Below are 19,738 nucleotides of genomic sequence, written 5' to 3'. Positions count from 1 at the left end.
CTCGATCCTCGCCCACTGGGCGTCAGTCAACGACACACACCAACCAACGATCAGACGATCCGAAGGAAACGGCCTAGGGGCGATCGCCGGGCCGCTCAACGCGCATCGGCAGCACCATGCGGGCGGTCCTGTTGCCCCATCGCGGTGACGAGGGTCGAGGAGATGTGCGCCAGGGCGGGGTCCGCGGCGATGAAGAGCGTCTCGACTCCGGCCAGTTCGTGGTTCATGCGGGCCATCGGCATCTCGTACTCCAGGTCGGGAACGCCGCGGACTCCGCGGATGGCGACGTCGATACCGGCTCGGCAGCAGTAATTGACCAGTAGGCCGCCGGTGCGGGAGTCGACCGTGACGTTCTCCAGTCCGGTTGCCGCCGCGCGGAGTCGGTCCGGCCGTTCCGCGAAGAGGGCTCGCATGACCGGGCGCAAGGTGCGGTCGGGCGAGGGGACTTGCGTCGAGGCGTGCGGAAAAGCAGTGGAGTGGTGGTGCCGGGCGCCACTACCGTGCTGCCCGGCCCAGTCATCCAGGCAAGGACGTGCCGTTGTACACCCTGTGAGACCTCCCGAGCGCTGATTCGTCGCGCGTCGCGCCTGCGCGCCGCGCTGCTTTTCGCTGCGGACTTCTCACTGGAACCGGTGTACCTCTGTGCTCAAGAACTGGGTGGTCATACCCACCTGCCTGCCGCTCGTCCGCCGTCGCTGCCACACGTGCGCGTCGGACCGCTTCCGCGCGAGCGGCAAGTTCCGCGTCAACGCCCACCACAAGCTCATCGACGCCTGGCTCCTCGTGCTCTGCACCGCCTGCGGGGACACCGCGAAGATCACGGTCTTCGAGCGGACGCACGTGCGTGCCGTACGGCCCGAGCTGCTGGACCGGCTGCACGACAACGACCTCGGTCTGACGGCCGAACTGCTCCAGGACCCGGTCGTACGGCGGCGCAACCGCATCGCCCTCGACTGGGACCGCTCCTGGCGCCTGGACACCGGCGAACCGGACCACCTGGACCACGAGGTGCTCGACGTCTCGGTCCGCTTCGCGGCGCGCATCCCGGTGCGCCCGGTACGGCTGATCGCCGAAGGCTGCGGTCTCCCACGGGCCGAGGTCGAGCGCCTGCTCACGGAGGGGAGGCTCGTCTCGGCGGTCCGGCTGAGCGGCAAGCTCTCCGCCGACTTCACCTTCACGTTGAAGCGATAGAGCAGCGATAGAGCGTCGAAGCGCTGACGTGCTCAAGGGCTGAAGCGCTGAGACCGTGCAAGACCCGCACAGCCCAAGGGCCTGTCCGGCACACCTCCGCCGGACAGGCCCCGGCCGCGGCTGCCGCCGCGCTTCGTACGTACGTCCGCGCGCAGCGGCCTCACTCGCCGGCGGGCCGCCCCTCCTTGCGTACGCGGAAGCGGAGCATCGTGACGGCGCCCGACCGGATGGTGCTGAAAGGCTCCAGGTCGATCCTGCCGACGCCCGGGGGCGTGAAGCGGACACCGTCGCCGAGCAGCAGCGGCAGGACATAGACGAGGATCTCGTCGACGAGCCCGCGCCGCAGGCACTGGGCGGCCACGTCGGCACCGAGGATCTCCAGGTTCTTGCCGCCCGCGGCGCCGCGGGCCGTGGCCACGGCTTCCTCGACGTCACAGGTGAGGAACGTGACGGCCGGGTCCGGCTCCTCGGGAGGCTCGTGGGTGAGGACGAACCGCGCCCCGCCGTCGTAGCCGGTGTCGGTGTCCTGGTCGGCCATGCGCTTGCCGACCTCGTACGTGTCCCGGCCGATCAGCATGGCGCCCGTGGCCGCCATGACGTCCGGGAACGTCTCCGCGGTCATGTACTCGAAGATCCAGCTCATCGTGTGACCAGGACCGGCGATGAAGCCGTCCAGCGACATCGCCCTGTTCACGACCACCTTGCCGGCGCCGCTGCCTACATTGTCCATGCGTCTGCCCCCAGGCCTCGGGAGGTACGGGGCCGCATCCTATGCGCACACCCGCGCCCCGGTCCCGCCGTGGGCCGGGGCGCGGGCGAACCGTCCGACATCTGGTGGGCTACTCCTTGGCCTCCGCCGCCGCCAGCGGCGCGGCAGCGGCACCGGCGGACTCCGACGGCCCCGGCCGCCGCCGGGAGGCACCGCCGTAGCTGCCGAACTTCCGTACCAGCGGCGCCTCCACCCACGTGAACAGCGCGTACGACGCGGCCAGGCTCGCCACCAGGCAGCCGACGAGCAGCCCCGCCGCGCCACCGGCCGACACGTCCGGCAGCAGCCAGCGGCCCGCCGACGTCAGGAGCAGCGTGTGCACCAGGTAGAAGGCGAACGACATCTCGCCGAGCTTCACCAGCACCCGGCCGCGCACCAGCGAGCGCGTGCCGCGCACGTCGGCCGTCGTCCCGGCGAGGACCAGCGGCGCCACCCAGACGGCGGCCGTGCCGCCGACGCTGTACGCGTACGGCACGTGCGCGTTGAGCACGAAGCCGCCCACGGTGAGCGCGGTGGCGGGGAGCATGCCGATCCGCGGCACGGCCCCGGCGAGCACCAGGCGGGCGAGCACGATGCCGAGGACGAACTCGGCCATGCGGGTCACCGGGAAGAAGTAGATGAACCAGAGCTGTTCGAAGCTGACGCCGTAGCCGCCGGGCAGGGGCGTGCCGCCGACGACGCTCTTGGCGAACAGCACCACGAGCCAGGGGAGGGCGAGCAGCACCCCGGCCAGCGTCCACAGGCCGCGCACCGGCACGCGCCGCACCAGGAGCAGCAGCAGCGGGAAGCTCAGATAGAAGAAGACCTCGCAGGACAGCGACCACGCCACGGGATTCATCCCGGTGGGGACCATGGCCTCCGGCACCCAGGACTGCACGAGGAAGAGGCTGGTGAAGAACTGCTTCGCCCCGATGGGGTCGGACGCGATCAGCATCACGGCCGCGGTGGCCGCGAACATCACCAGGTGGTTCGGGTAGACCTTGACCATCCTGCGCCGCCAGAAGCCGGGCACGTTGTCCTTCGGCCGCGCCGACCAGGTCAGGATGAAACCGCTCAGAATGAAGAAGAAACTCACACTGGGCGTTCCGGTGTCCCGGAAGACATCGCTGAAGAACTTCCCGACGTCGCCGCTCAGGAAATTCGGCGCCGCGGTCGCATGGAAAGCGAAAACCGGGATCGCCGCGATGAAACGCATTCCGCTCAGGGACGGAAGTCTGGGTACTTCCGGGCGTGCGGCCTCTGTGGCCATGGTGAAAACCCTCCGCTTGCTGTGCCCCGGCGGCGGGCGCTCCGCGCCGGTGACGGCCCCGGGCCCGCGCGGGCGGGACGGCACCGCGTCTTCCGGGGCGGGGCACCTGTGATCCTTGAGTAGTGGGGAGAGGTTGGCGGCTGGGGAACTCGCGGCGCAAGATTCCGCGGATTTTTCGCGGCGTGCGTGTACTGCCGACAGTACGGACGGGAGAGGGAAGGTAAAGGTGGAGTAAAAAGGTGGGGCTCGCGCAAGGGGTGTGTGAGAGCGTCACGCGCACCTCGGCCCACTTCCGGGGGCTATCCGGAATACCCCGTACCGGAAACCGAGGGGCACCGGCGCGGACTTCCCGCGGGCCCGCCGCGGCAGCGGCCGGGGCGCAGCCGTCCCCGGCCGCACCCCCGGCCCGCACCCCGCTGGGACCGTCGCCCGGCACCACCCCGGTCCGACCGATTTCGAAGATGTTCGGATCACGGGGGAGTGGAAGGGCTACGGCCGGGTAGCCGCCCTCACGTCGCCCCGCACACGCCGGGGCACGACCGAACGACGGGAGGGAATGGCCATGACGGCGACAGCCAGCACCCAGGACCAGGTGACCACCGAGCTGCCGGCGATCGCCGACCCGGTGGCGATCGCACCGAAGGACGCCCGGCAGTTGTCGAAGACGTTCTTCGACCGGCTGGCGGTCCTGGAGGAGGGCACCGCCGAATACCAGTACGCGCGGAACACGCTGATCGAGATGAACCTGTCCCTCGTCCGCTTCGCCGCCGGCCGCTACCGCAGCCGGAACCCGGAGGAGATGGAGGACATCATCCAGGTCGGCACCATCGGGCTGATCAAGGCCATCGACCGGTTCGAGATATCCCGCGAGGTGGAGTTCACCTCCTTCGCCATCCCGTACATCGTCGGCGAGATCAAGCGGTTCTTCCGCGACACCTCCTGGGCCGTGCACGTCCCGCGCCGCCTGCAGGAGGCCCGCGTCCACCTCGCGCAGGCCACCGAGGAACTGCGCAGCCGCATGGGCCGTACGCCGACCGTCAAGGAACTCGCCGAGCTGATGAGCCTGAGCGAGGACGAGGTCATCGAGGCCCGCGTCGCCTCCAACGGCTACAACGCCGCCTCCCTGGACGCCGCGCTCGCCACCAACGACGAGAGCGAGACCGCGCTCGCCGACTTCATCGGCCTGGACGACGCGGCCCTGGAACTGGTGGAGGACTTCCACGCCCTGGCCCCGATGATCGCCGCCCTCGACGAGCGCGACCGGCAGATCATCCACTGGCGGTTCGTGGAGGAGCTCACCCAGGCCCAGATCGGTGAGCGGCTCGGCGTCTCGCAGATGCACGTCTCCCGTCTCCTGGCGCGCTGCCTGGCCCGCCTGCGTGAGGGCATGCTGATGACCTCGTGACCCGCCGGACCCACCTCGGGCCCGTCACACCGTGCTTCCGGGACGCCGGGGCGGCACCACCGCGAAGGTGCCGCCCCGGCCCGTCGGCTCCACCGGTCCGAAGCCCCGTACCACCGGCCCAACGCCCCACCGGCCACGGGGCGTCGCGGGCCGGACCCTGCCCGCCGAGCGTGCGGTCGGCGCGCGGCGGTAGACTGCTCGGCTGGAAGAAGTCTCCTTCCGCCGGTGCTGGGCTGAGGCAGTCGACAGGCGGCTGACGGGATGTTTGAGGAGTCCGAGCATGGATGCCCTGCGCATGGTGGGCGGGTCGGGCCCGGTGGTGCCCGGGAGGGCCGCGTTGGAGGTGAGCCCGTTGTCCGGCCGTTGCGGGATACGTGCCAGCGGTGAGATCTGCGAAGTCACCCGCCCCTCCTGGGAACGGGCCCTGACGGAGCTGTCCCGGTGCCACGAGGGCGTGTCGTACGTGGAGCTGTCACAGGTGGCCTTCGTCGACGTGGCCGGGGTGACGGCCCTCGCGGTCACTGCCATGAACCTGCCCGACGGGAGGGTCGTGGTCGAGCATCCTCCGCCGCAGCTCCCACGGGTGCTGAGGCTGTTCTGGCCCGATCTTGACCGGATCGAGGTGGCTCCGCGATGACGACCCAGGTGACCACCGACGAGACGTTCGTCCACCCCGCCCTCTTCTACCGCACCGAGCAGGAGTACACCCGGCAGACGGTGTCGTTCCTGCGCGAGGGCCTGACCAACGGCGAGCCGCTGGCCGTCGCCGTGCCCGGCCCCAACCTGGAGCTGATCAAGGACGGGCTCGGCGCGGACGCCGACGGCATCACGTTCCTCGACATGACGGAAGCCGGCCGCAACCCGGGGCGGATCATCCCCCGGGTGCTGCGCGGATTCGCCGACGCCCACCCCGAGGGGCGGGTACGCATCATCGGCGAGCCGATCTGGGCGGGCAGGTCCGCGGTCGAGTACCCGGCGTGCGCCCAGCACGAGGCGCTGATCAACGCCGCCTTCGAGGGCCGCGCGGTGACCATTCTGTGTCCGTACGACGAGACGCGCCTCGACCCCGAGGTGATCGCGGACGCGCGGATCACCCACCCCACCCTCATCAGCGGTGACGGGCGGGAGGAGACCAGCGACGTCTACGACTGGCAGGCGGTCGTCGCCCGCTACAACGAGCCGCTGGTGGCCGCGCCGGACGCCGCGGTGTTCTCCTACGGCCGTGAGGACCTGCCCGCGGTCCGCCAGTTCGCCGTCGCCCAGGCGGGCCTCCTGGGCCTCGCGGGGGAGCGGGTCATGGACGTGGAGCTTGCGGTCGCGGAGCTGACCACCAACAGCGTGATCCACGGCGGCGGCCGCGGAACGCTGGCGGTCTGGGCCGAGCGGGACCAACTCGTCTTCGAGGTGCGCGACGCGGGCCGCCTGACCGACCCGCTCGCGGGCCGCAGGCCGCCGGAGCGGGGTCAGCTCGGCGGCCGGGGCCTGATGCTGGTCCACTACGTGTCCGACCTGGTACGCCTGCACACCGGCGACGAGGGCACGACCGTGCGGTTCTACCTCGGCCGGTGACACCCGGGTCCGACGCGGCCCGTGACACCCGGGTCCGACGCGGCCCGTGACGCCGAGGGGCGGCCACCGATCCGGGTGGCCGCCCCTCGGCGTGCGTGCACCCCCGACCACCGCCCTGACCACCGCGTACCGCTCCTCGGTGCCGGTCCCACCCCGCCGTACCGGGTGCCGTCGCAATCCCGATGACCGGCGGGAAGCGACCATGCATACTGCTCGCACCTGTACGGATCGAGCCAGGCGATGCGTCAAGGGCCGCACAGGCGGCCGCGCCGCACGGAGGAGACACGATGAGCAAGGGCAAGAGCGCCGACACGCAGTCGCCTGCGTCCCACGCCGCTGACCGCCACGACCTGATCCGGGTGCACGGCGCGCGGGAGAACAACCTCAAGGACGTCAGCATCGAGATCCCGAAGCGCCGCCTCACGGTGTTCACCGGCGTGTCCGGATCGGGCAAGAGCTCCCTGGTGTTCGACACCATCGCCGCCGAGTCGCAGCGGCTGATCAACGAGACCTACAGCGCGTTCCTGCAGGGCTTCATGGAGAACCTGGCCCGGCCCGACGTCGACGTCCTGGACGGCCTGACCACCGCGATCACCGTCGACCAGCAGCGCATGGGCGGCGACCCCCGCTCCACCGTCGGCACCGCCACCGACGCCAACGCGATGCTGCGCATCCTCTTCAGCAGACTCGGCGAGCCGCACATCGGCCCGCCCAGCGCCTACTCCTTCAACACCGCCTCGGTCAGGGCGAGCGGCGCGATCACCGTCGAGCGCGGCGCCAAGACCAAGGCGGAGAAGGCCACGTTCGAGCGCGTCGGCGGCATGTGCAACCGCTGCGAGGGCCGGGGCAAGGTCTCCGACATCGACCTCACCCAGCTCTACGACGACTCCAAGTCCCTCGCGGAGGGCGCGTTCACCATCCCGGGCTGGAAGTCGGACAACGTGTGGACCGTGGGCGTCTACGCCGAGTCGGGCTTCCTCGACCCGCACAAGCCGATCCGCGAGTACACCGAGAAGGAGATGCGCGACTTCCTCCACCGCGAGCCCACCAAGGTCAAGGTCAACGGCGTCAACCTCACCTACGAGGGCCTGATCCCGAAGATCCAGAAGTCGTTCCTGTCCAAGGACAAGGAGGCGATGCAACCGCACATCCGGGCGTTCGTGGAGCGGGCCGTCACCTTCATGACCTGCCCCGCGTGCGACGGCACCCGGCTGAGCGAGGGCGCCAGGTCCTCGAAGATCGACGGGATCAGCATCGCCGACGCCTGCGCCATGGAGATCCGCGACCTGGCCGCCTGGGTCCGCGGCCGCGAGGAACCCTCGGTGGCGCCGCTGCTCGCCGCGCTCCGGCACACCCTCGACTCGTTCACGGAGATCGGCCTCGGCTATCTGTCGCTCGACCGGCCCGCGGGCAGCCTGTCCGGCGGCGAGGCGCAGCGGGTCAAGATGATCCGGCACCTCGGCTCCTCGCTCACCGACGTCACCTACGTCTTCGACGAGCCCACCATCGGGCTGCACCCCCACGACATCCAGCGGATGAACGACCTGCTGCTGCGGCTGCGGGACAAGGGCAACACGGTGCTCGTCGTGGAGCACAAGCCGGAGACCATCGCGATCGCCGACCACGTCGTCGACCTCGGCCCCGGCGCCGGCACCGAGGGCGGCACCGTCTGCTTCCAGGGCACCGTCGAGGGGCTGCGGACCAGCGGCACCGTCACCGGCCGCCACCTCGACGACCGGGCCGTGCTCAAGGAGTCGGTCCGCAAGCCCACCGGGGCGCTGGAGATCCGCGGGGCGACGGCGAACAACCTGCGCGACGTCGACGTCGACATCCCCCTCGGGGTGCTCTGCGTCGTCACCGGCGTCGCGGGCTCCGGCAAGAGCTCGCTCATCCACGGGTCCCTGCCCGCCGACGAAGGGGTGGTGGCGGTCGACCAGACGCCGATCCGCGGCTCGCGGCGCAGCAACCCGGCGACGTACACCGGACTGCTCGACCCGATCCGCAAGGCCTTCGCCAAGGCCAACGGCGTGAAGCCGGGGCTGTTCAGCGCCAACTCCGAGGGCGCCTGCCCCACGTGCAACGGCGCCGGCGTCGTCTACGTCGACCTGGGCATGATGGCGGGCGTCGACACCCCGTGCGAGGACTGCGAGGGCAAGCGGTTCCAGGCGTCGGTGCTCGAGTACCGCCTCGGCGGCCGCGACATCAGCGAGGTGCTCGCGATGTCGGTGACCGAGGCCGAGGAGTTCTTCGGCGCCGGTGAGGCGCGCACCCCGGCCGCGCACAAGATCCTCGACCGGCTCGTCGACGTCGGGCTCGGCTACCTCACCCTCGGCCAGCCCCTCACCACGCTGTCCGGCGGCGAGCGGCAGCGCCTCAAGCTGGCCACGCACATGGGCGAGAAGGGCGGCGTGTACGTCCTCGACGAGCCGACCACCGGCCTTCACCTCGCCGACGTCGAGCAGCTCCTCGGCCTCCTCGACCGGCTCGTCGACTCCGGCAAGTCGGTCGTCGTCATCGAGCACCACCAGGCGGTCATGGCGCACGCCGACTGGATCATCGACCTCGGTCCGGGCGCGGGACACGACGGCGGGAAGATCGTCTTCGAGGGCACGCCCGCCGATCTCGTCGCCGCCCGCTCCACCCTCACCGGCGAGCACCTCGCGGACTACGTCGGCGCCTGAGCGGGGCCGGGCCCCTCCGCGTCGGCGCACCGACAAGAGGGGCCCGCCGCGACGGGGGAGCACGGCGGGCCCTGCAATCAGTGTGCCAGCGCACGCGGCGGACATGCGCGGCCGGGACGCAGTTTGGCTGAGTGTTGTTGGTCGCGCGACGCCCTCCGGGACGCTCCCGGCGCGCACCGCCTACCGGCTGAACAGCGGAAGTGCCGTGAAGACATGGTCCTGCCAGAGCGACCTGGAGGTTTCCTCCGGATAAACGCCAACAGCCGGATGTGTGCCGTAGAGCCGTACGAGGCGTCGCCCTGTGTCGTACCCCGGCCAGCCGGGGTCGCCGTGCGCGGCGAACGCCGTCCACGCGGCACGCATCTCCGCGGACAGCGCCTCCGCCTCGGACGAGGGGGTCTCGCCCAGGAGCACGGCGGGCTGTCCACTGTCCAGGTTGCCGAAGACGAGCGGTACGTCGAGGCCGTGGCAGGCCCCGAGAGATCCGCCCATCCCCGGGGCGGGCCAGGTCAGCTCGTAGACGTGGGCACGGCCGCCGCCGGCGGTCTGCGCGTCGGCGAGACGCAGGCTCGGCATGCGGAACAGCCAGTCGGCGTTGACCAATTCGTACAGCTCCTGCGGGTCCGCGGACGGAAAGGCCTCGCGGTAGCCGCGGGCGCCACCGGGCCCGGGAGCCAGGACGCGCAGGGCGGTCTCGGCCTGCTCCTCGGTGACCTGGCCGAGCAGACCCTCGATGAGGGTGAACAGCCGGTGCTCGTCACGGGTGTGCCCGACGAGGAGAGCGACGTCCCGGCCGGAGCCGTCGGCCAGCGCCTGCCAGGGCGTGACCGGCAGGACGTCCCCGTCCACGACGGGTGAGAACGGGATACGCCGGTACGCGACCGGCCCCCAGCGTGCGCCCCGGCGGCCCGCGCCGGCGACGACCGCGTCCGCCGCGGCGGCCAGCAGGGCCGGTTCCACCCCGGCGAGGTCGGCCACCGTGGGCCGCAGGCCCAGCTCGCCGGCGCAGGCGGCGGCGACGTCGGCGGCCAGTTCGGGCGTGAAGAACGTACCCGGCACGCTCTGCGCGACGGCCCGGCGGAAGAGCCCCGCCGCCCGCTCCGTCGCCATCAGGGCGGCGATCGACCCGGCGCCCGCCGACTGACCGAAGACCGTCACCCGGTCCGGGGCGCCGCCGAACGCCCGGATGTTGTCGCGCACCCAGCGCAGGGCGGCGATCTGGTCGAGCAGGCCGCGGTTGGCCGGGGCGCCGTCGAGCTGGGCGAAGCCCTCGACGCCCACCCGGTAGTTGAACGTCACGAGGACGACGCCGTGCCCGGCCAGGCGGCGGCCGTCGTACTCCGGGAGGCCGGACGTGCCGAAGACGTAGCCGCCCCCGGCGATCCACACCATCACCGGAAGCGCCGCCTCCGGGTCCGGCGCGGGGGACCAGACGTTCACGGTGAGCCAGTCCTCGCCGTCCGTGTGCCCCGCCAGCGTGTCCATGCCGAAGAGGCCGGACTGCGGTGGCGGGGGGCCGTATGCCACGGCCTGCCGCACCCCGTCCCAGCGCCGCACCGTCCGCGGCGCGGCGAAGCGGAGCGCGCCGACCGGCGGCTCGGCGAAGGGGATCCCGCGGAAGACCGCGATGCCGGACTCGCGACGGCCGCGCACCGCCCCGGCCGCCGTGCGGACTTCGGGCTCGGTCGCGAACGCCCTGGACGCGTTCTCGTTCACCAGGGCTTCCTCTCGGACGGGCGGAGCACGGTTCCACGATGCCGCCGGACCGCCCGTCCCCGCCGCGACCGCGCGACGGGGACGGGGACGGGGGCGGGACGCGTGGCAGCGTCGCCGCTGCGTACGGTGTGCGGGACCCGCGCGGGCACAGGCCCGGCCGCCGGACGGCCGGACACCGCGCATCATCCCGCCGACGGCGCGGCGCGGGCCAATCATTTACGCCCGGCGGTCCCGGCCGCGGCCGCGGCCGCGGCGCCTGCCGAACCCCGCTCCGCCGCACCGCCCCCGCTCCACCGGTCCGGCCCCTGCCACCGAGCCCCGCGTCGACTGTCAGTGCCGGATGCCAAGCTCGGAGCATGGACGAGCTCAAGAACCGCCGCGTCTACGGCACCGACCACGACGTTCCCGACCCCGGCCCCCGGGCGGGCCACGTCTACCGCGAACTCGTCGGCGGGCCGCTCGACGGCCTCCTGCTCGACGTCACGGACTGGACGCCTCGACAACTGGCCGAAGGCGCCCTGCTCGCCACCGAGATAGGCCGGTACGGCCCGGGCGGGCGCAGTGAGTACGCTCCCCGCCCGGACGCGCCCGAGCTGTGGGACTGGCGCGGCGACGTGCCGTGAAGGATGAGCAGGCGGGGTCAGGCGGGCAGCCTGGTGTCGACGACGAAGGCGATCTCGACGACCTGCCCGGGGAAGGTCAGTTCGGCGACGCCGACGGCGGTGCTGACCGGCCGGTGCGCGCCGAAGTACGCGCGGTTGCCCGCCGCCGTCGCCGCCGCGTGGCGCACCAGGTTCACCACGTACAGCGTCTGGGAGACGACCTGGTGACGGGTGGCGCCGTAGTGGGCGAGGACCTTGTCGCAGTTGGCGTAGGTCTGCCGGAGCTGGGCGGCGAAGTCGTCCGCGTGGACGAAGGCGCCTGCCTCGTCGAGCGAGAGCTGCCCGGAGACGTGGATCAGATCGCCCGACCTGATCGCCTGCGTGTAGCCGAAGTCGCTCTCCACGGGAACCTGGTGGTCGTAGACATCGAGGGTGGTCACAGTGCTTGCCCTTCGGTCGGGGAGGAGACGGAGCGACGACGGGGCCCGCCCGCGCGCCACCGCGCGTCGGCGCGCGGGCGCACCCCTACGCGCCCACCCGCACCCACGCCCGCTCGCAGGCGTGCACGCGCACTCCCGCCCACTTCCGCGCACGCGCGCACCTCGCGCCCGTGCTCTCTTGCGGTTACTCGGGAACTGTAGGAGAGTGCCGAGCGACCTGGAAGAATGCACTTTTCAGTGACTGGGGAACCCGATGGTGACCAAGCAGTACACGGGCACGGCCGAGGACGCGGATCTGCGGCGGGCGGACTCGCTGGCGCGCGAGATCTTCTCGGACGTGGCCAACAAGTGGGCACTCCTGATCATCGAGGCCCTCGGCGAACACACCCTGCGGTTCAGCGCATTGCGGAACGAGGTCGAGGGCATCAGCCACAAGATGCTCACCCAGAACCTGCGCATGCTGGAGCGCAACGGCCTGGTCGAGCGGACCGTGCACCCCACCGTGCCGCCGCGCGTCGAGTACACCCTCACGGCCCCGGGCCGGGCCCTGCGGGGCGTGGTCGACGGCATGTGCGGCTGGACCCACCAGTACCTCGGCGACATCGAGGCCGCCCGCCGCCGCGTCGACGCCTGACACCGGGGCGCCCGGCGCGGCGGCGGCCCCGCTCAGCCCTCGACCCCGGTGGAGGTGTGCGCCGCGCCCACGGGCTTGGACTCCGGTGAGCCGCGCTGGCGCAGGTACACGGAGAGGATGGCCATCGACCCCACTGCGAGGAGTTCGGACTGCCAGTTCTGCAGGGTGCGGTCCCAGAAGTCGGCGGCGGTGAGGTACGCGGTCCAGCCGATGGGCGCCTGCAGTTCACGCAGGTGCTCCTCGTTGTACGCGGCGACGCCGGTGACGGACTGCGCCAGCCACGAGAGCAGGAACACCACGCCCATGACCGTGCCCAGGGAGCGGGAGAACCAGGTCTGCCGGAGGCCGCCGACGGCGGCCCAGCGCGGTGAGTCGGCCCTCGCGTACGCGCCGACCCGTTGCTGCCGGTCCGTCTCCGGGCCCGCCTTGTCGAGCTCCTTGGACTCGGGCGAGCCGCGTTGCAGCAGCCACACCGTCCCGAAGACGTAGAGGAAGAACTGGAGGTACTCCGACTGCCAGTTCTCCGTGACGTCCACGGCGAAGTCTGAGGTGAGCAGATAGCCGCCGAAGCCCACCGGCTGGAGCTCCTCGGCGACGAGCCGGTTGTTGAACTCCGCGTGCCCGGCGACCGCCTGGCCCGCCAGCGAGAGGAGGAAGCCGAGACCGAAGGCCAGGGACAGCCCGTTGTCGCGCACGAAGCGCCGCAGGCCCCCCGGCGGGGTGTGCCGCGCGTCCTTCACCGGTGCATCAGCCCCAGCGACACGCAGTAGGCAAGACCGCCGACGATGACGACGAGGTACAGGGCGAACATCGTCCGCATCCCTCACCCACCCTTGATCAGACACTGGTACGGCTGTTCGGGCCGCGCCGTGCAGCCGGCGGCGGTGACCTTCCAGCCGTCGGGGAAGGACGACAGGAACAGCGTGTCGCGGCGCAGCACCACACGCGCCTGACGCCCGTACACGTCGACGGACCGGACCCCACCGGCGTCGGGAAGCCCCGCGTCCGGCAGGGCCCGTACGCACGGCAGCTCGGCGGTGCGCTCCAGTTCGTCGCGGGTTCCGGGGGCGAGCGCCGCACAGCCGCGTCCGGCGTCCGCGGCGCGCAGGCTCCTGGTGAACCGGTCCGCCGCCGCGCCGGCCGCGTCCTCGCGCTCGGCGAGGGCGCCGCAGCCGGTCAGCGCGGAGAGCAGCGCCACCGCGAGCGCACCCGCCCCGGCGACCCCACCCGTCGTCCTGCCACGCACCAATGCCGCTCCCCTGTACCGTCCCGGCGCCTCCTGGGTGCCGGCCCGTCGCCGGGCACCGCCCGGGCGCGGGGCACGTCGACGATGCCGCACACCGGCCGCCCGCGGCGGTGCCGCGCGGGTGACACACGTGGGATGCCCCCGATCGGGCCGCGGCCGTTCGGCCGCGGCCGCCCCGCCCGGCGGCGGCCGCACTACGGTGGAGATCCGTTGATCACTCCTCCGTTCGACGCCGTCAGTCCCGGGCAGGTGCACGCCATGGATCCTCTTGCCGAACTGGACGCCCGCATCGCGGGGTGCACCGCCTGTCCACGGCTGGTGGCCTGGCGCGAGGAGGTCGGGCGGGTCAAGCGCGCCGCGTTCAAGGACTGGACGTACTGGTCCCGCCCGGTGCCCGGGTTCGGGCCCGCGGACGCCTCGCTGCTCGTCGTGGGACTCGCGCCCGCCGCGCACGGGGGCAACAGGACCGGCCGGATGTTCACCGGCGACCGCTCCGGCGACGTCCTGTACGGGGCCCTGCACGAGGTGGGACTCGCGTCGGGCCCGCTGGCGGTCTCCGCGGACGACGGGCTGACCCTGCGCGGCGTCCGGGTGACGTCCCCGGTGCACTGCGCGCCACCGGAGAACAAGCCGACCCCGGGGGAGCGGGACGCCTGCAGGCCCTGGCTCGTACGGGAGCTGGAGCTGCTCGCGCCGCACCTGCGCGCGGTGGTGGTCCTGGGGGCCTTCGGCTGGCAGGCCGCGTTGCCCGCCTTCGCGGAGGCGGGGTGGGTGCTGCCCCGGCCCCGCCCGCGCTTCGCGCACGGCGCGCGGGTCACGCTGGAGCGCGGCTCCCCGCCCGCGGTCCGCGCGGCCGGGCCCGGCGCGGCCACCGCCCCCGGCACCGTGACCTTGTACGGCTGCTTCCACGTCAGCCAGCGCAACACGTTCACCGGGCGGCTGACCCCGGCCATGCTCCGGGACGTCCTGCGGGCGGCGGCGGGCGAGGCGGGCATCCCGCCGTACGCGCCCCGGCACCGGCCGCTCCCGTGAGAGCCGGTGGGCGCCGGGCCGGCGACCGCCGCCCTACCGCGGGCCGGGACCGCCCGGCCGTTCGGCGACCCGCTTGAGCACGGTGAGGTCGGCGAGCACCGCGTCCGCGTCGCGCCGGAAGTCCTCGTCGCTCGTCCCCGGCCGGCGGCGCAGCGTGAACACCACCTCGCACCCGTCGCCGTCGCGCAGCACCCGCAGCGGGTTGTGGACGACCTCCCCCGAGGGCAGGGTGACGTCGTGGTCGAGGACGCCGAACGCGTTCCGCTCGGCGAAGGCCACCGTCACCCGCCCCAGGACCGGTGACTCCCCGACCCACACTCCGTCGCTTCCCCCGGCCGGGACGAGGGAGTCGGCGAGGCCCCGCGCCCACTCGGGCCAGCGGGAGGGGTCCGCCGCGTAGGCGTAGACCTCCTGCGCGGGGCGGGCGATACGGGTGCTGAGGTGGCGTGAGGCCGGAGAAGTCGTCGTCATGGCCGCGACGCTACGCAGCCCGCGGCGGCGCGGTCTTGCACGAATCGGTCGCCGTGGGCGGCTTTGGTGCCGCCGCGCCTACTCGTCGTCGGCGGCCGGGGTCATCTCGACGTCGAGCACGCCGTCGCTGTCGAACAGGTCGGCGGTGAGCGGCCCGGTGTCGGCCGCGCCCTCCAGCGCGAGCAGGACGCGGGCCGCCGGGTCGCCGTCCCCGGGCAGCCGGTCGACCCGCACCTTCAGGATGCGGAAGCCGCGCCGGGTGCACGTCTCCATCAGCCGGGGCAGCAGGGCCGTACCGGTGCGGTACGTCATGCGCAGCTCGAACGCCGAGCTGCGCGTGCGGGCGAGCAGGCGCCCCGCGAGCAGCGGGTACCCGCGCACGACCAGGAAGTGCAGGGCGGTCACGGCCAGCGCGAGGATCGGCAGGCCGCCCCCGCAGGCCATGCCGACCGCGCAGGTGAGCCAGATCGTCGCCGCGGTGGTGAGGCCGCGCACGGCGTCCTGGCGCACGAAGATCAGGCCGCCGCCGATGAAGCCGATGCCGGAGACGATCTGGGCGGCCACCCGGGACGGGTCGAAGGACACGTTGTCCAGGCCGAGGACGTTGCTGAAGCCGTGCTGGGAGACCTCCATCATGAGCGCGCTGGCGATGCCCACGAGGGTGTGCGTGCGCAGCCCCGCGCTCTTCTGCTGGGCCGCGCGCTCCCAGCCGATCAGGCTGGAGAGCACCAGGGCGAGCCCCAGCTCGGAGAGCTGCCGTACGCCCTGCCCGTTCCCCACGTCCCACAGCGGAACCGCCAGATGGATCATGTACACCTCCTGTCCGACCTCGCCCCTGCCCCGGACGACGCCGGACACACCTGCTGCCTCGTGGTCCGCATGAGTATCGCGTAGAGGCACGCGGAAACGACGATGCCCACGGGGAGCGCGAGGTTCATGCCGCCCAGGGCCCGGGCGAGGGGCCCGGTGTAGAGCGTGTCGACGCTCAGGGCCGCCGCGGTGACGCCCCCGGCGAGGGCGAGGGCGCCGGCCGTGTTGACGCCGGCGGTGTACCAGAAGGGGCTGTCCCGGGTCTCGTCCATCAGCGCGGGGCCGTCGTAGCGGTTGCGGCGCAGCAGGATGTCGGTGGCGTAGACGGCCACGGCGGGGCCGAGCAGGACGACGGTGAGCTGGAGGACGTTGCTGACCGTGTCGAGGAAGTCGGAGACGAGGAGCCCGTACAAGGTGAGGGACACCGCCGCGGTGCCGTCGGCGAGCACGCTGAGGGAGCGGCGGACCCGGATGCCCACGGCCTGCAGGGCGAGCCCCGCGCTGTAGGCGGTCAGGGCGTTGATGGCGATCGTCCCGAGGACCAGGGCGAGCAGGAACACCGGGTCGAACCAGCCCGGCAGGATCCGCTGCAGCCCCGCCTGCGGGTCCGTCATGTCCACGGCGGTGGCGGCGAGCGCGCCGAGGGAGCAGACGGCGACGCCGGGCAGGAAGCCGCCCAGCGCGGTCCAGCCGAGCACGGCCTTCGCGGACGTCGTCCTCGGCAGGTAGCGGGAGAAGTCGGCGCTGGTGGTGTAGGTGAGCGGGCCGGAGCCGATGAGGGTGACCCCGGAGACGAGGACCACCCACAGGGCACTGCCGGACAGCGGTTCGGCCGAGGCGTACGCGTAGTCGGCGTGCCGGAACACCCCGACGGCGACGACCGCGAAGACGGCGGTGAGGGCCAGCGTGATCGGCAGGTAGAGCTTCATGATCGTGCCGTGGCCGTACACGCCGATGGCGAGGGTGAGCGCGGCGATCACCAGGACCACGACGACCCGCACGCCCGTGGTCGCGGGGACGCCGGCCTTCTCGACGAGGGAGAAGGCAGCGGTCGCCGCGGCCGCCAGGTTCAGGGCGAAGTACGCCACGGAGACCATCCAGCCCACGACCGCGTTGTTGACCCGGTTGCCGCGGACGCCGAACATCGCGCGGGTGATCACCTCGCTCGGCGCGCCCGCGGCCGGACCGGACATCGCGAGCACCCCGGTGAACAGCCAGCACAGATTGCCCACCACGATCACGGCGAGGGCCTGCGGGAGCGTCAGGCCCATGAGGATCAGGGTGCCGCCGATCACCAGGTTCAGGTAGTTGACGTTGGCCGCCGCCCAGACGGAGAACAACTGCCGGGGGTGGCCGTGGCGTTCGTGCTCGGGGATGTGGTCGATGCCGTGGGCCTCGACGCGGCCCGCCCCGTCCGCGGGAACCGGAGGCGGAGCCGCGACCGGAGCCGGAACCGGAGGCCGTGCCGGGGGCTGCTCCGGGGCGGTGCGGGGGCCTTGCTGCGGGTCGGGAATCGTGGACGCCATGCGGCCCCTCCGGATGCTGGTTACCCACCTGCTTGTTTATTGGTCGCACACTCAATAGCATGGTTTCCATGTCGTCAACCCTCCCGAACAGACGAATTCGTAAGTCTCCAGCGGAAAGACGTGCGGAAATCGTTGCGGCCGCCGCACGGGTGGCTCTCGCCGAAGGGCTGGAGTGCATCACCCTGCGGCGCGTCGCCGAGGAACTCGCCGTCCGGCCGGGGCTGATCAGCCACTACTTCCCGGCCGCGGACGACCTCGTGGCCGAGGCCTACGGCACCGCCGTCGGCTCCGAACTCGACGAACTCCTCCCGGCCGACCGCGCCGGCGCCACCCCCACCCGCCACCTGGCCCGCTTCCTGACCCGGACGACCGGAGAGGCCTACGACGACATCAGCCGCCTCTGGCTCAACGCCCGCCACCTCAGCCGCTACCGCCCCGCGCTGCGCGCCCGCGTCGCCGCCCAGGAGACCGCCTGGCGCGACCGGCTCGAAGGGCTGATCCGCGAGGGCGTCCAGGAGGGGGAGTTCCGCACGGCGGACCCCCTGGTGGCCGCCATCCAGATCCTGGTGGTCCTCGACGGCCTGGCCATGCTCGTGAACAGCGGCACCAGCGCCGACGACCCGCCTGCCGTCCGCCTCCTGCCGCTCACCACCGCCGAGCGCGAACTCGGCCTGCCCGCAGGCGCGTTGACCGACGCCGCGGCCCCCTGACCGCCCGCCCCCAGCGAACTCACCGGCCGTCCCAGGCCCGCACGCAAGGAGCCCCTGTGCGCCCCTCCCTCGTCCTGCTCTCGGCCCGTCCGCTCGACCCCGCCACCGGGGAGTTCCTGCCCGGCACCGCGCTCGCCGCCGCCGACGGGCACATCACCGCCCTCGGCGACGACCGAGAGATCCGCGCGCTCGCGGGCGCCTCCACCGAGGTCGTCGACCTCAAGGGAGCGGTGGTGGTGCCCGGCCTGGTGGACGGGCACATCCACCCTGTCTCGGGGGCCGAACTCACCGACGGGCTCGACCTGTCGGGCTGCACCGACGTGGAGCAGGTGCGCGACGCCCTCGCCCGCGCGGTACGGGACCTGGCCCCCGGGGCGTGGCTGCGCGGCTGGGGCCTCGACCCCAACGTCTTCGCGGGTCGCCCCGTCGACACCGCCCCCTTCGACACCGTGCTCGACGGCGTGCCCGCCCTGCTGCTGCTCTTCGACGCCCACTCCATGCTGGCCAGCCGGCGCGCCCTGCACCTCGCCGGTGTCGACGGGCCGCGCGCCTTCGACCAGGCCACCGCCGAAGTGGTGTGCGGCCCCGACGGACACCCCACCGGGCTGCTCCTGGAGGACGCCGCCTGCGACCTCGTGGAGCGCGTCGCCCCGCAGCCGACCCGCCGGGAGCGCCGCGACCGCCTCGCCGCCGCGCTGCGCGCCATGGCCGCGACGGGCCTGACCGGCGGCCACGTCATGGACGCCAACGGCGACAGCCTCGCCCTCTACGCCGACCTCGACGAGGCGGGCGAACTGCCGGTGCGGCTGCGCGTCGCCCCCTGGTGCCAGCCCGGCACCGGCCCCGACGGCGTCCGCGCGCTCATCGAGCAGCAGGGCACGGGCGGGCGCCTGTGGCGCACCGACGGCGTCAAGATCTTCATGGACGGCACCATCGACAACGGCACCGCCTGGCTGGAACACCCCGACCGCGACGGCGAGTCGAGGCACCCCTTCTGGCCGGACCCCGACGCGTACACGCAGGTCGTCGCCACCCTGCACCGGGCGGGCGTGCCCACCGCCACCCACGCCATCGGCGACGCCGCCGTCCGCCACGCCCTGGACGCCGTGGCGAAGGCGCAGGCCGACGACTGGCGGCCGGTGCGCCACCGGATCGAGCACATCGAGACCGTCCCCGACGACACCGTGCGCCGGTTCGCCGAGCTCGGTGTCGTCGCCTCCATGCAGCCGACCCACTGCTGCGACTTCACCCGCGCCGACCACACCGACAACTGGTCGCGCAGGCTGGGCGAGGAGCGCGCCGCCCGCGCCTGGCGCTGCCGCGACCTGCAGGACTCCGGCGCGGTCGTCGTCCTCGGCTCCGACTGGCCCATCGCGCCGTACCCGCCGCTGGGCGTCATGGCCGGGGCCCGCCACCGCCGCCCCAGCCGCGACCTGACCAGGCCCCCGCACGCGCCGCAGCAGGCCCTCACGGCGCTGGAGGCCCTCCAGGGCATGACGGTCAACGCCGCGTACGCCGCGGGCGAGGAAGGGGAGGCGGGCCGCATCGCCCTCGGCCACCGCGCCGACCTGACGGTGCTGGCCGCGGACCCCCTCGCCACCCCGGCCACCGAACTGGCGGACGTCCCCGTGCTGCTGACCGTCCTCGACGGCGTACCGACGTACCGCGACCGGAGCCTGTGACCGCC

20 protein-coding genes are annotated in these 19,738 nt (G+C 72.8%); 10 read left to right on the top strand and 10 right to left on the bottom strand.

The window, feature by feature from the left end; all coding sequences use genetic code 11:
* Positions 1-95 precede the first annotated feature (95 nt).
* Positions 96-413, bottom strand: a complete 318-nt coding sequence (locus IE330_RS15685; protein WP_190136617.1) for a nucleotidyl transferase family protein — start codon at positions 411-413, stop codon at positions 96-98.
* 229 nt (positions 414-642) lie between these two features.
* Between IE330_RS15685 and IE330_RS15680 the strand changes: the two genes are divergently transcribed.
* Positions 643-1,191, top strand: a complete 549-nt coding sequence (locus IE330_RS15680) for a DUF1062 domain-containing protein (protein ID WP_190136616.1) — start codon at positions 643-645, stop codon at positions 1,189-1,191.
* A gap of 160 nt (positions 1,192-1,351) precedes the next feature.
* Here the strand turns inward: IE330_RS15680 and IE330_RS15675 are convergent, their stop codons facing one another.
* Together IE330_RS15675 and IE330_RS15670 are read right to left on the bottom strand one after the other, a co-directional pair.
* Positions 1,352-1,921, bottom strand: coding sequence for a dihydrofolate reductase family protein (locus IE330_RS15675; protein ID WP_190136615.1), 570 nt, complete (start codon positions 1,919-1,921; stop codon positions 1,352-1,354).
* 109 nt (positions 1,922-2,030) lie between these two features.
* Positions 2,031-3,209 carry an acyltransferase family protein gene (locus tag IE330_RS15670; RefSeq protein WP_373314657.1) on the bottom strand — a complete coding sequence of 393 codons (1,179 nt, stop codon included), beginning with the start codon at positions 3,207-3,209 and terminating at the stop codon, positions 2,031-2,033.
* Between the two features lie 556 nt (positions 3,210-3,765).
* Here IE330_RS15670 and IE330_RS15665 point away from each other — a divergent pair.
* The 4 genes from IE330_RS15665 to IE330_RS15650 all read left to right on the top strand — a co-directional run bounded on the left by IE330_RS15665 (position 3,766) and on the right by IE330_RS15650 (position 8,864).
* Positions 3,766-4,614, top strand: coding sequence for an RNA polymerase sigma factor SigF (locus IE330_RS15665; protein WP_190136613.1), 849 nt, complete (start codon positions 3,766-3,768; stop codon positions 4,612-4,614).
* A gap of 280 nt (positions 4,615-4,894) precedes the next feature.
* Positions 4,895-5,251 (top strand): STAS domain-containing protein, encoded by a 357-nt coding sequence (locus IE330_RS15660; protein ID WP_229925672.1) that lies wholly within the window; start codon positions 4,895-4,897, stop codon positions 5,249-5,251.
* The gene (locus tag IE330_RS15655) at positions 5,248-6,183 is read left to right on the top strand and encodes an anti-sigma factor RsbA family regulatory protein (RefSeq protein ID WP_190136612.1); all 936 of its coding nucleotides are present in this window, start codon (positions 5,248-5,250) and stop codon (positions 6,181-6,183) included. Before IE330_RS15660 ends, IE330_RS15655 begins: the two co-directional genes overlap by 4 nt.
* Before the next feature lie 287 nt (positions 6,184-6,470).
* Positions 6,471-8,864: an ATP-binding cassette domain-containing protein gene (locus IE330_RS15650; RefSeq protein ID WP_190136611.1), complete on the top strand. Its 2,394-nt coding sequence runs from the start codon at positions 6,471-6,473 to the stop codon at positions 8,862-8,864.
* 180 nt (positions 8,865-9,044) lie between these two features.
* On the opposite strand, the gene IE330_RS15645 is transcribed toward IE330_RS15650, so the two are convergent.
* Positions 9,045-10,580, bottom strand: a complete 1,536-nt coding sequence (locus IE330_RS15645) for a carboxylesterase/lipase family protein (protein ID WP_229925671.1) — start codon at positions 10,578-10,580, stop codon at positions 9,045-9,047.
* Between the two features lie 356 nt (positions 10,581-10,936).
* Here IE330_RS15645 and IE330_RS15640 point away from each other — a divergent pair, with 356 nt between their 5' ends.
* The gene (locus tag IE330_RS15640; RefSeq protein ID WP_190136610.1) at positions 10,937-11,203 is read left to right on the top strand and encodes an MDR/zinc-dependent alcohol dehydrogenase-like family protein; all 267 of its coding nucleotides are present in this window, start codon (positions 10,937-10,939) and stop codon (positions 11,201-11,203) included.
* A gap of 17 nt (positions 11,204-11,220) precedes the next feature.
* Here IE330_RS15640 and IE330_RS15635 read toward each other — a convergent pair whose 3' ends face one another.
* Positions 11,221-11,622, bottom strand: coding sequence for a RidA family protein (locus IE330_RS15635; protein ID WP_190136609.1), 402 nt, complete (start codon positions 11,620-11,622; stop codon positions 11,221-11,223).
* Between the two features lie 253 nt (positions 11,623-11,875).
* Here IE330_RS15635 and IE330_RS15630 point away from each other — a divergent pair, with 253 nt between their 5' ends.
* Positions 11,876-12,256: a winged helix-turn-helix transcriptional regulator gene (locus IE330_RS15630; protein WP_190136608.1), complete on the top strand. Its 381-nt coding sequence runs from the start codon at positions 11,876-11,878 to the stop codon at positions 12,254-12,256.
* A 32-nt stretch (positions 12,257-12,288) separates the two neighbouring features.
* Here IE330_RS15630 and IE330_RS15625 read toward each other — a convergent pair whose 3' ends face one another.
* Both IE330_RS15625 and IE330_RS15620 read right to left on the bottom strand, forming a co-directional pair.
* Positions 12,289-12,996, bottom strand: coding sequence for a DUF6766 family protein (locus tag IE330_RS15625; protein WP_229925670.1), 708 nt, complete (start codon positions 12,994-12,996; stop codon positions 12,289-12,291).
* Between the two features lie 83 nt (positions 12,997-13,079).
* Positions 13,080-13,502, bottom strand: a complete 423-nt coding sequence (locus IE330_RS15620) for a hypothetical protein (RefSeq protein WP_229925669.1) — start codon at positions 13,500-13,502, stop codon at positions 13,080-13,082.
* Between the two features lie 258 nt (positions 13,503-13,760).
* Here IE330_RS15620 and IE330_RS15615 point away from each other — a divergent pair, with 258 nt between their 5' ends.
* Positions 13,761-14,534, top strand: coding sequence for a uracil-DNA glycosylase (locus tag IE330_RS15615; protein ID WP_190136607.1), 774 nt, complete (start codon positions 13,761-13,763; stop codon positions 14,532-14,534).
* Positions 14,535-14,567: 33 nt separating this feature from the next.
* Here IE330_RS15615 and IE330_RS15610 read toward each other — a convergent pair whose 3' ends face one another.
* The 3 genes from IE330_RS15610 to IE330_RS15600 all read right to left on the bottom strand — a co-directional run bounded on the left by IE330_RS15610 (position 14,568) and on the right by IE330_RS15600 (position 17,341).
* Positions 14,568-15,005: an SRPBCC family protein gene (locus tag IE330_RS15610; protein WP_190136606.1), complete on the bottom strand. Its 438-nt coding sequence runs from the start codon at positions 15,003-15,005 to the stop codon at positions 14,568-14,570.
* A gap of 78 nt (positions 15,006-15,083) precedes the next feature.
* Entirely contained in the window at positions 15,084-15,815 is a 732-nt protein-coding gene (locus IE330_RS15605; RefSeq protein ID WP_190136605.1) for an MgtC/SapB family protein, read from the bottom strand.
* Entirely contained in the window at positions 15,812-17,341 is a 1,530-nt protein-coding gene (locus IE330_RS15600; protein WP_190136604.1) for a purine-cytosine permease family protein, read from the bottom strand. The genes IE330_RS15605 and IE330_RS15600 overlap by 4 nt, the downstream gene beginning before the upstream one ends.
* A 68-nt stretch (positions 17,342-17,409) precedes the next feature.
* Here IE330_RS15600 and IE330_RS15595 point away from each other — a divergent pair, with 68 nt between their 5' ends.
* Entirely contained in the window at positions 17,410-18,051 is a 642-nt protein-coding gene (locus IE330_RS15595; RefSeq protein ID WP_190136603.1) for a TetR family transcriptional regulator C-terminal domain-containing protein, read from the top strand.
* Between the two features lie 56 nt (positions 18,052-18,107).
* Positions 18,108-19,733 carry an amidohydrolase gene (locus IE330_RS15590; RefSeq protein ID WP_190136602.1) on the top strand — a complete coding sequence of 542 codons (1,626 nt, stop codon included), beginning with the start codon at positions 18,108-18,110 and terminating at the stop codon, positions 19,731-19,733.
* Positions 19,734-19,738: the final 5 nt, after the last annotated feature.

It is taken from the genome of Streptomyces longispororuber (assembly GCF_014656095.1).
Lineage (GTDB): Bacteria > Actinomycetota > Actinomycetes > Streptomycetales > Streptomycetaceae > Streptomyces > Streptomyces longispororuber.
The sequence above is the reverse complement of the archived record's forward strand: the minus strand, read 5'-3'. Positions and strand labels throughout refer to the sequence as shown.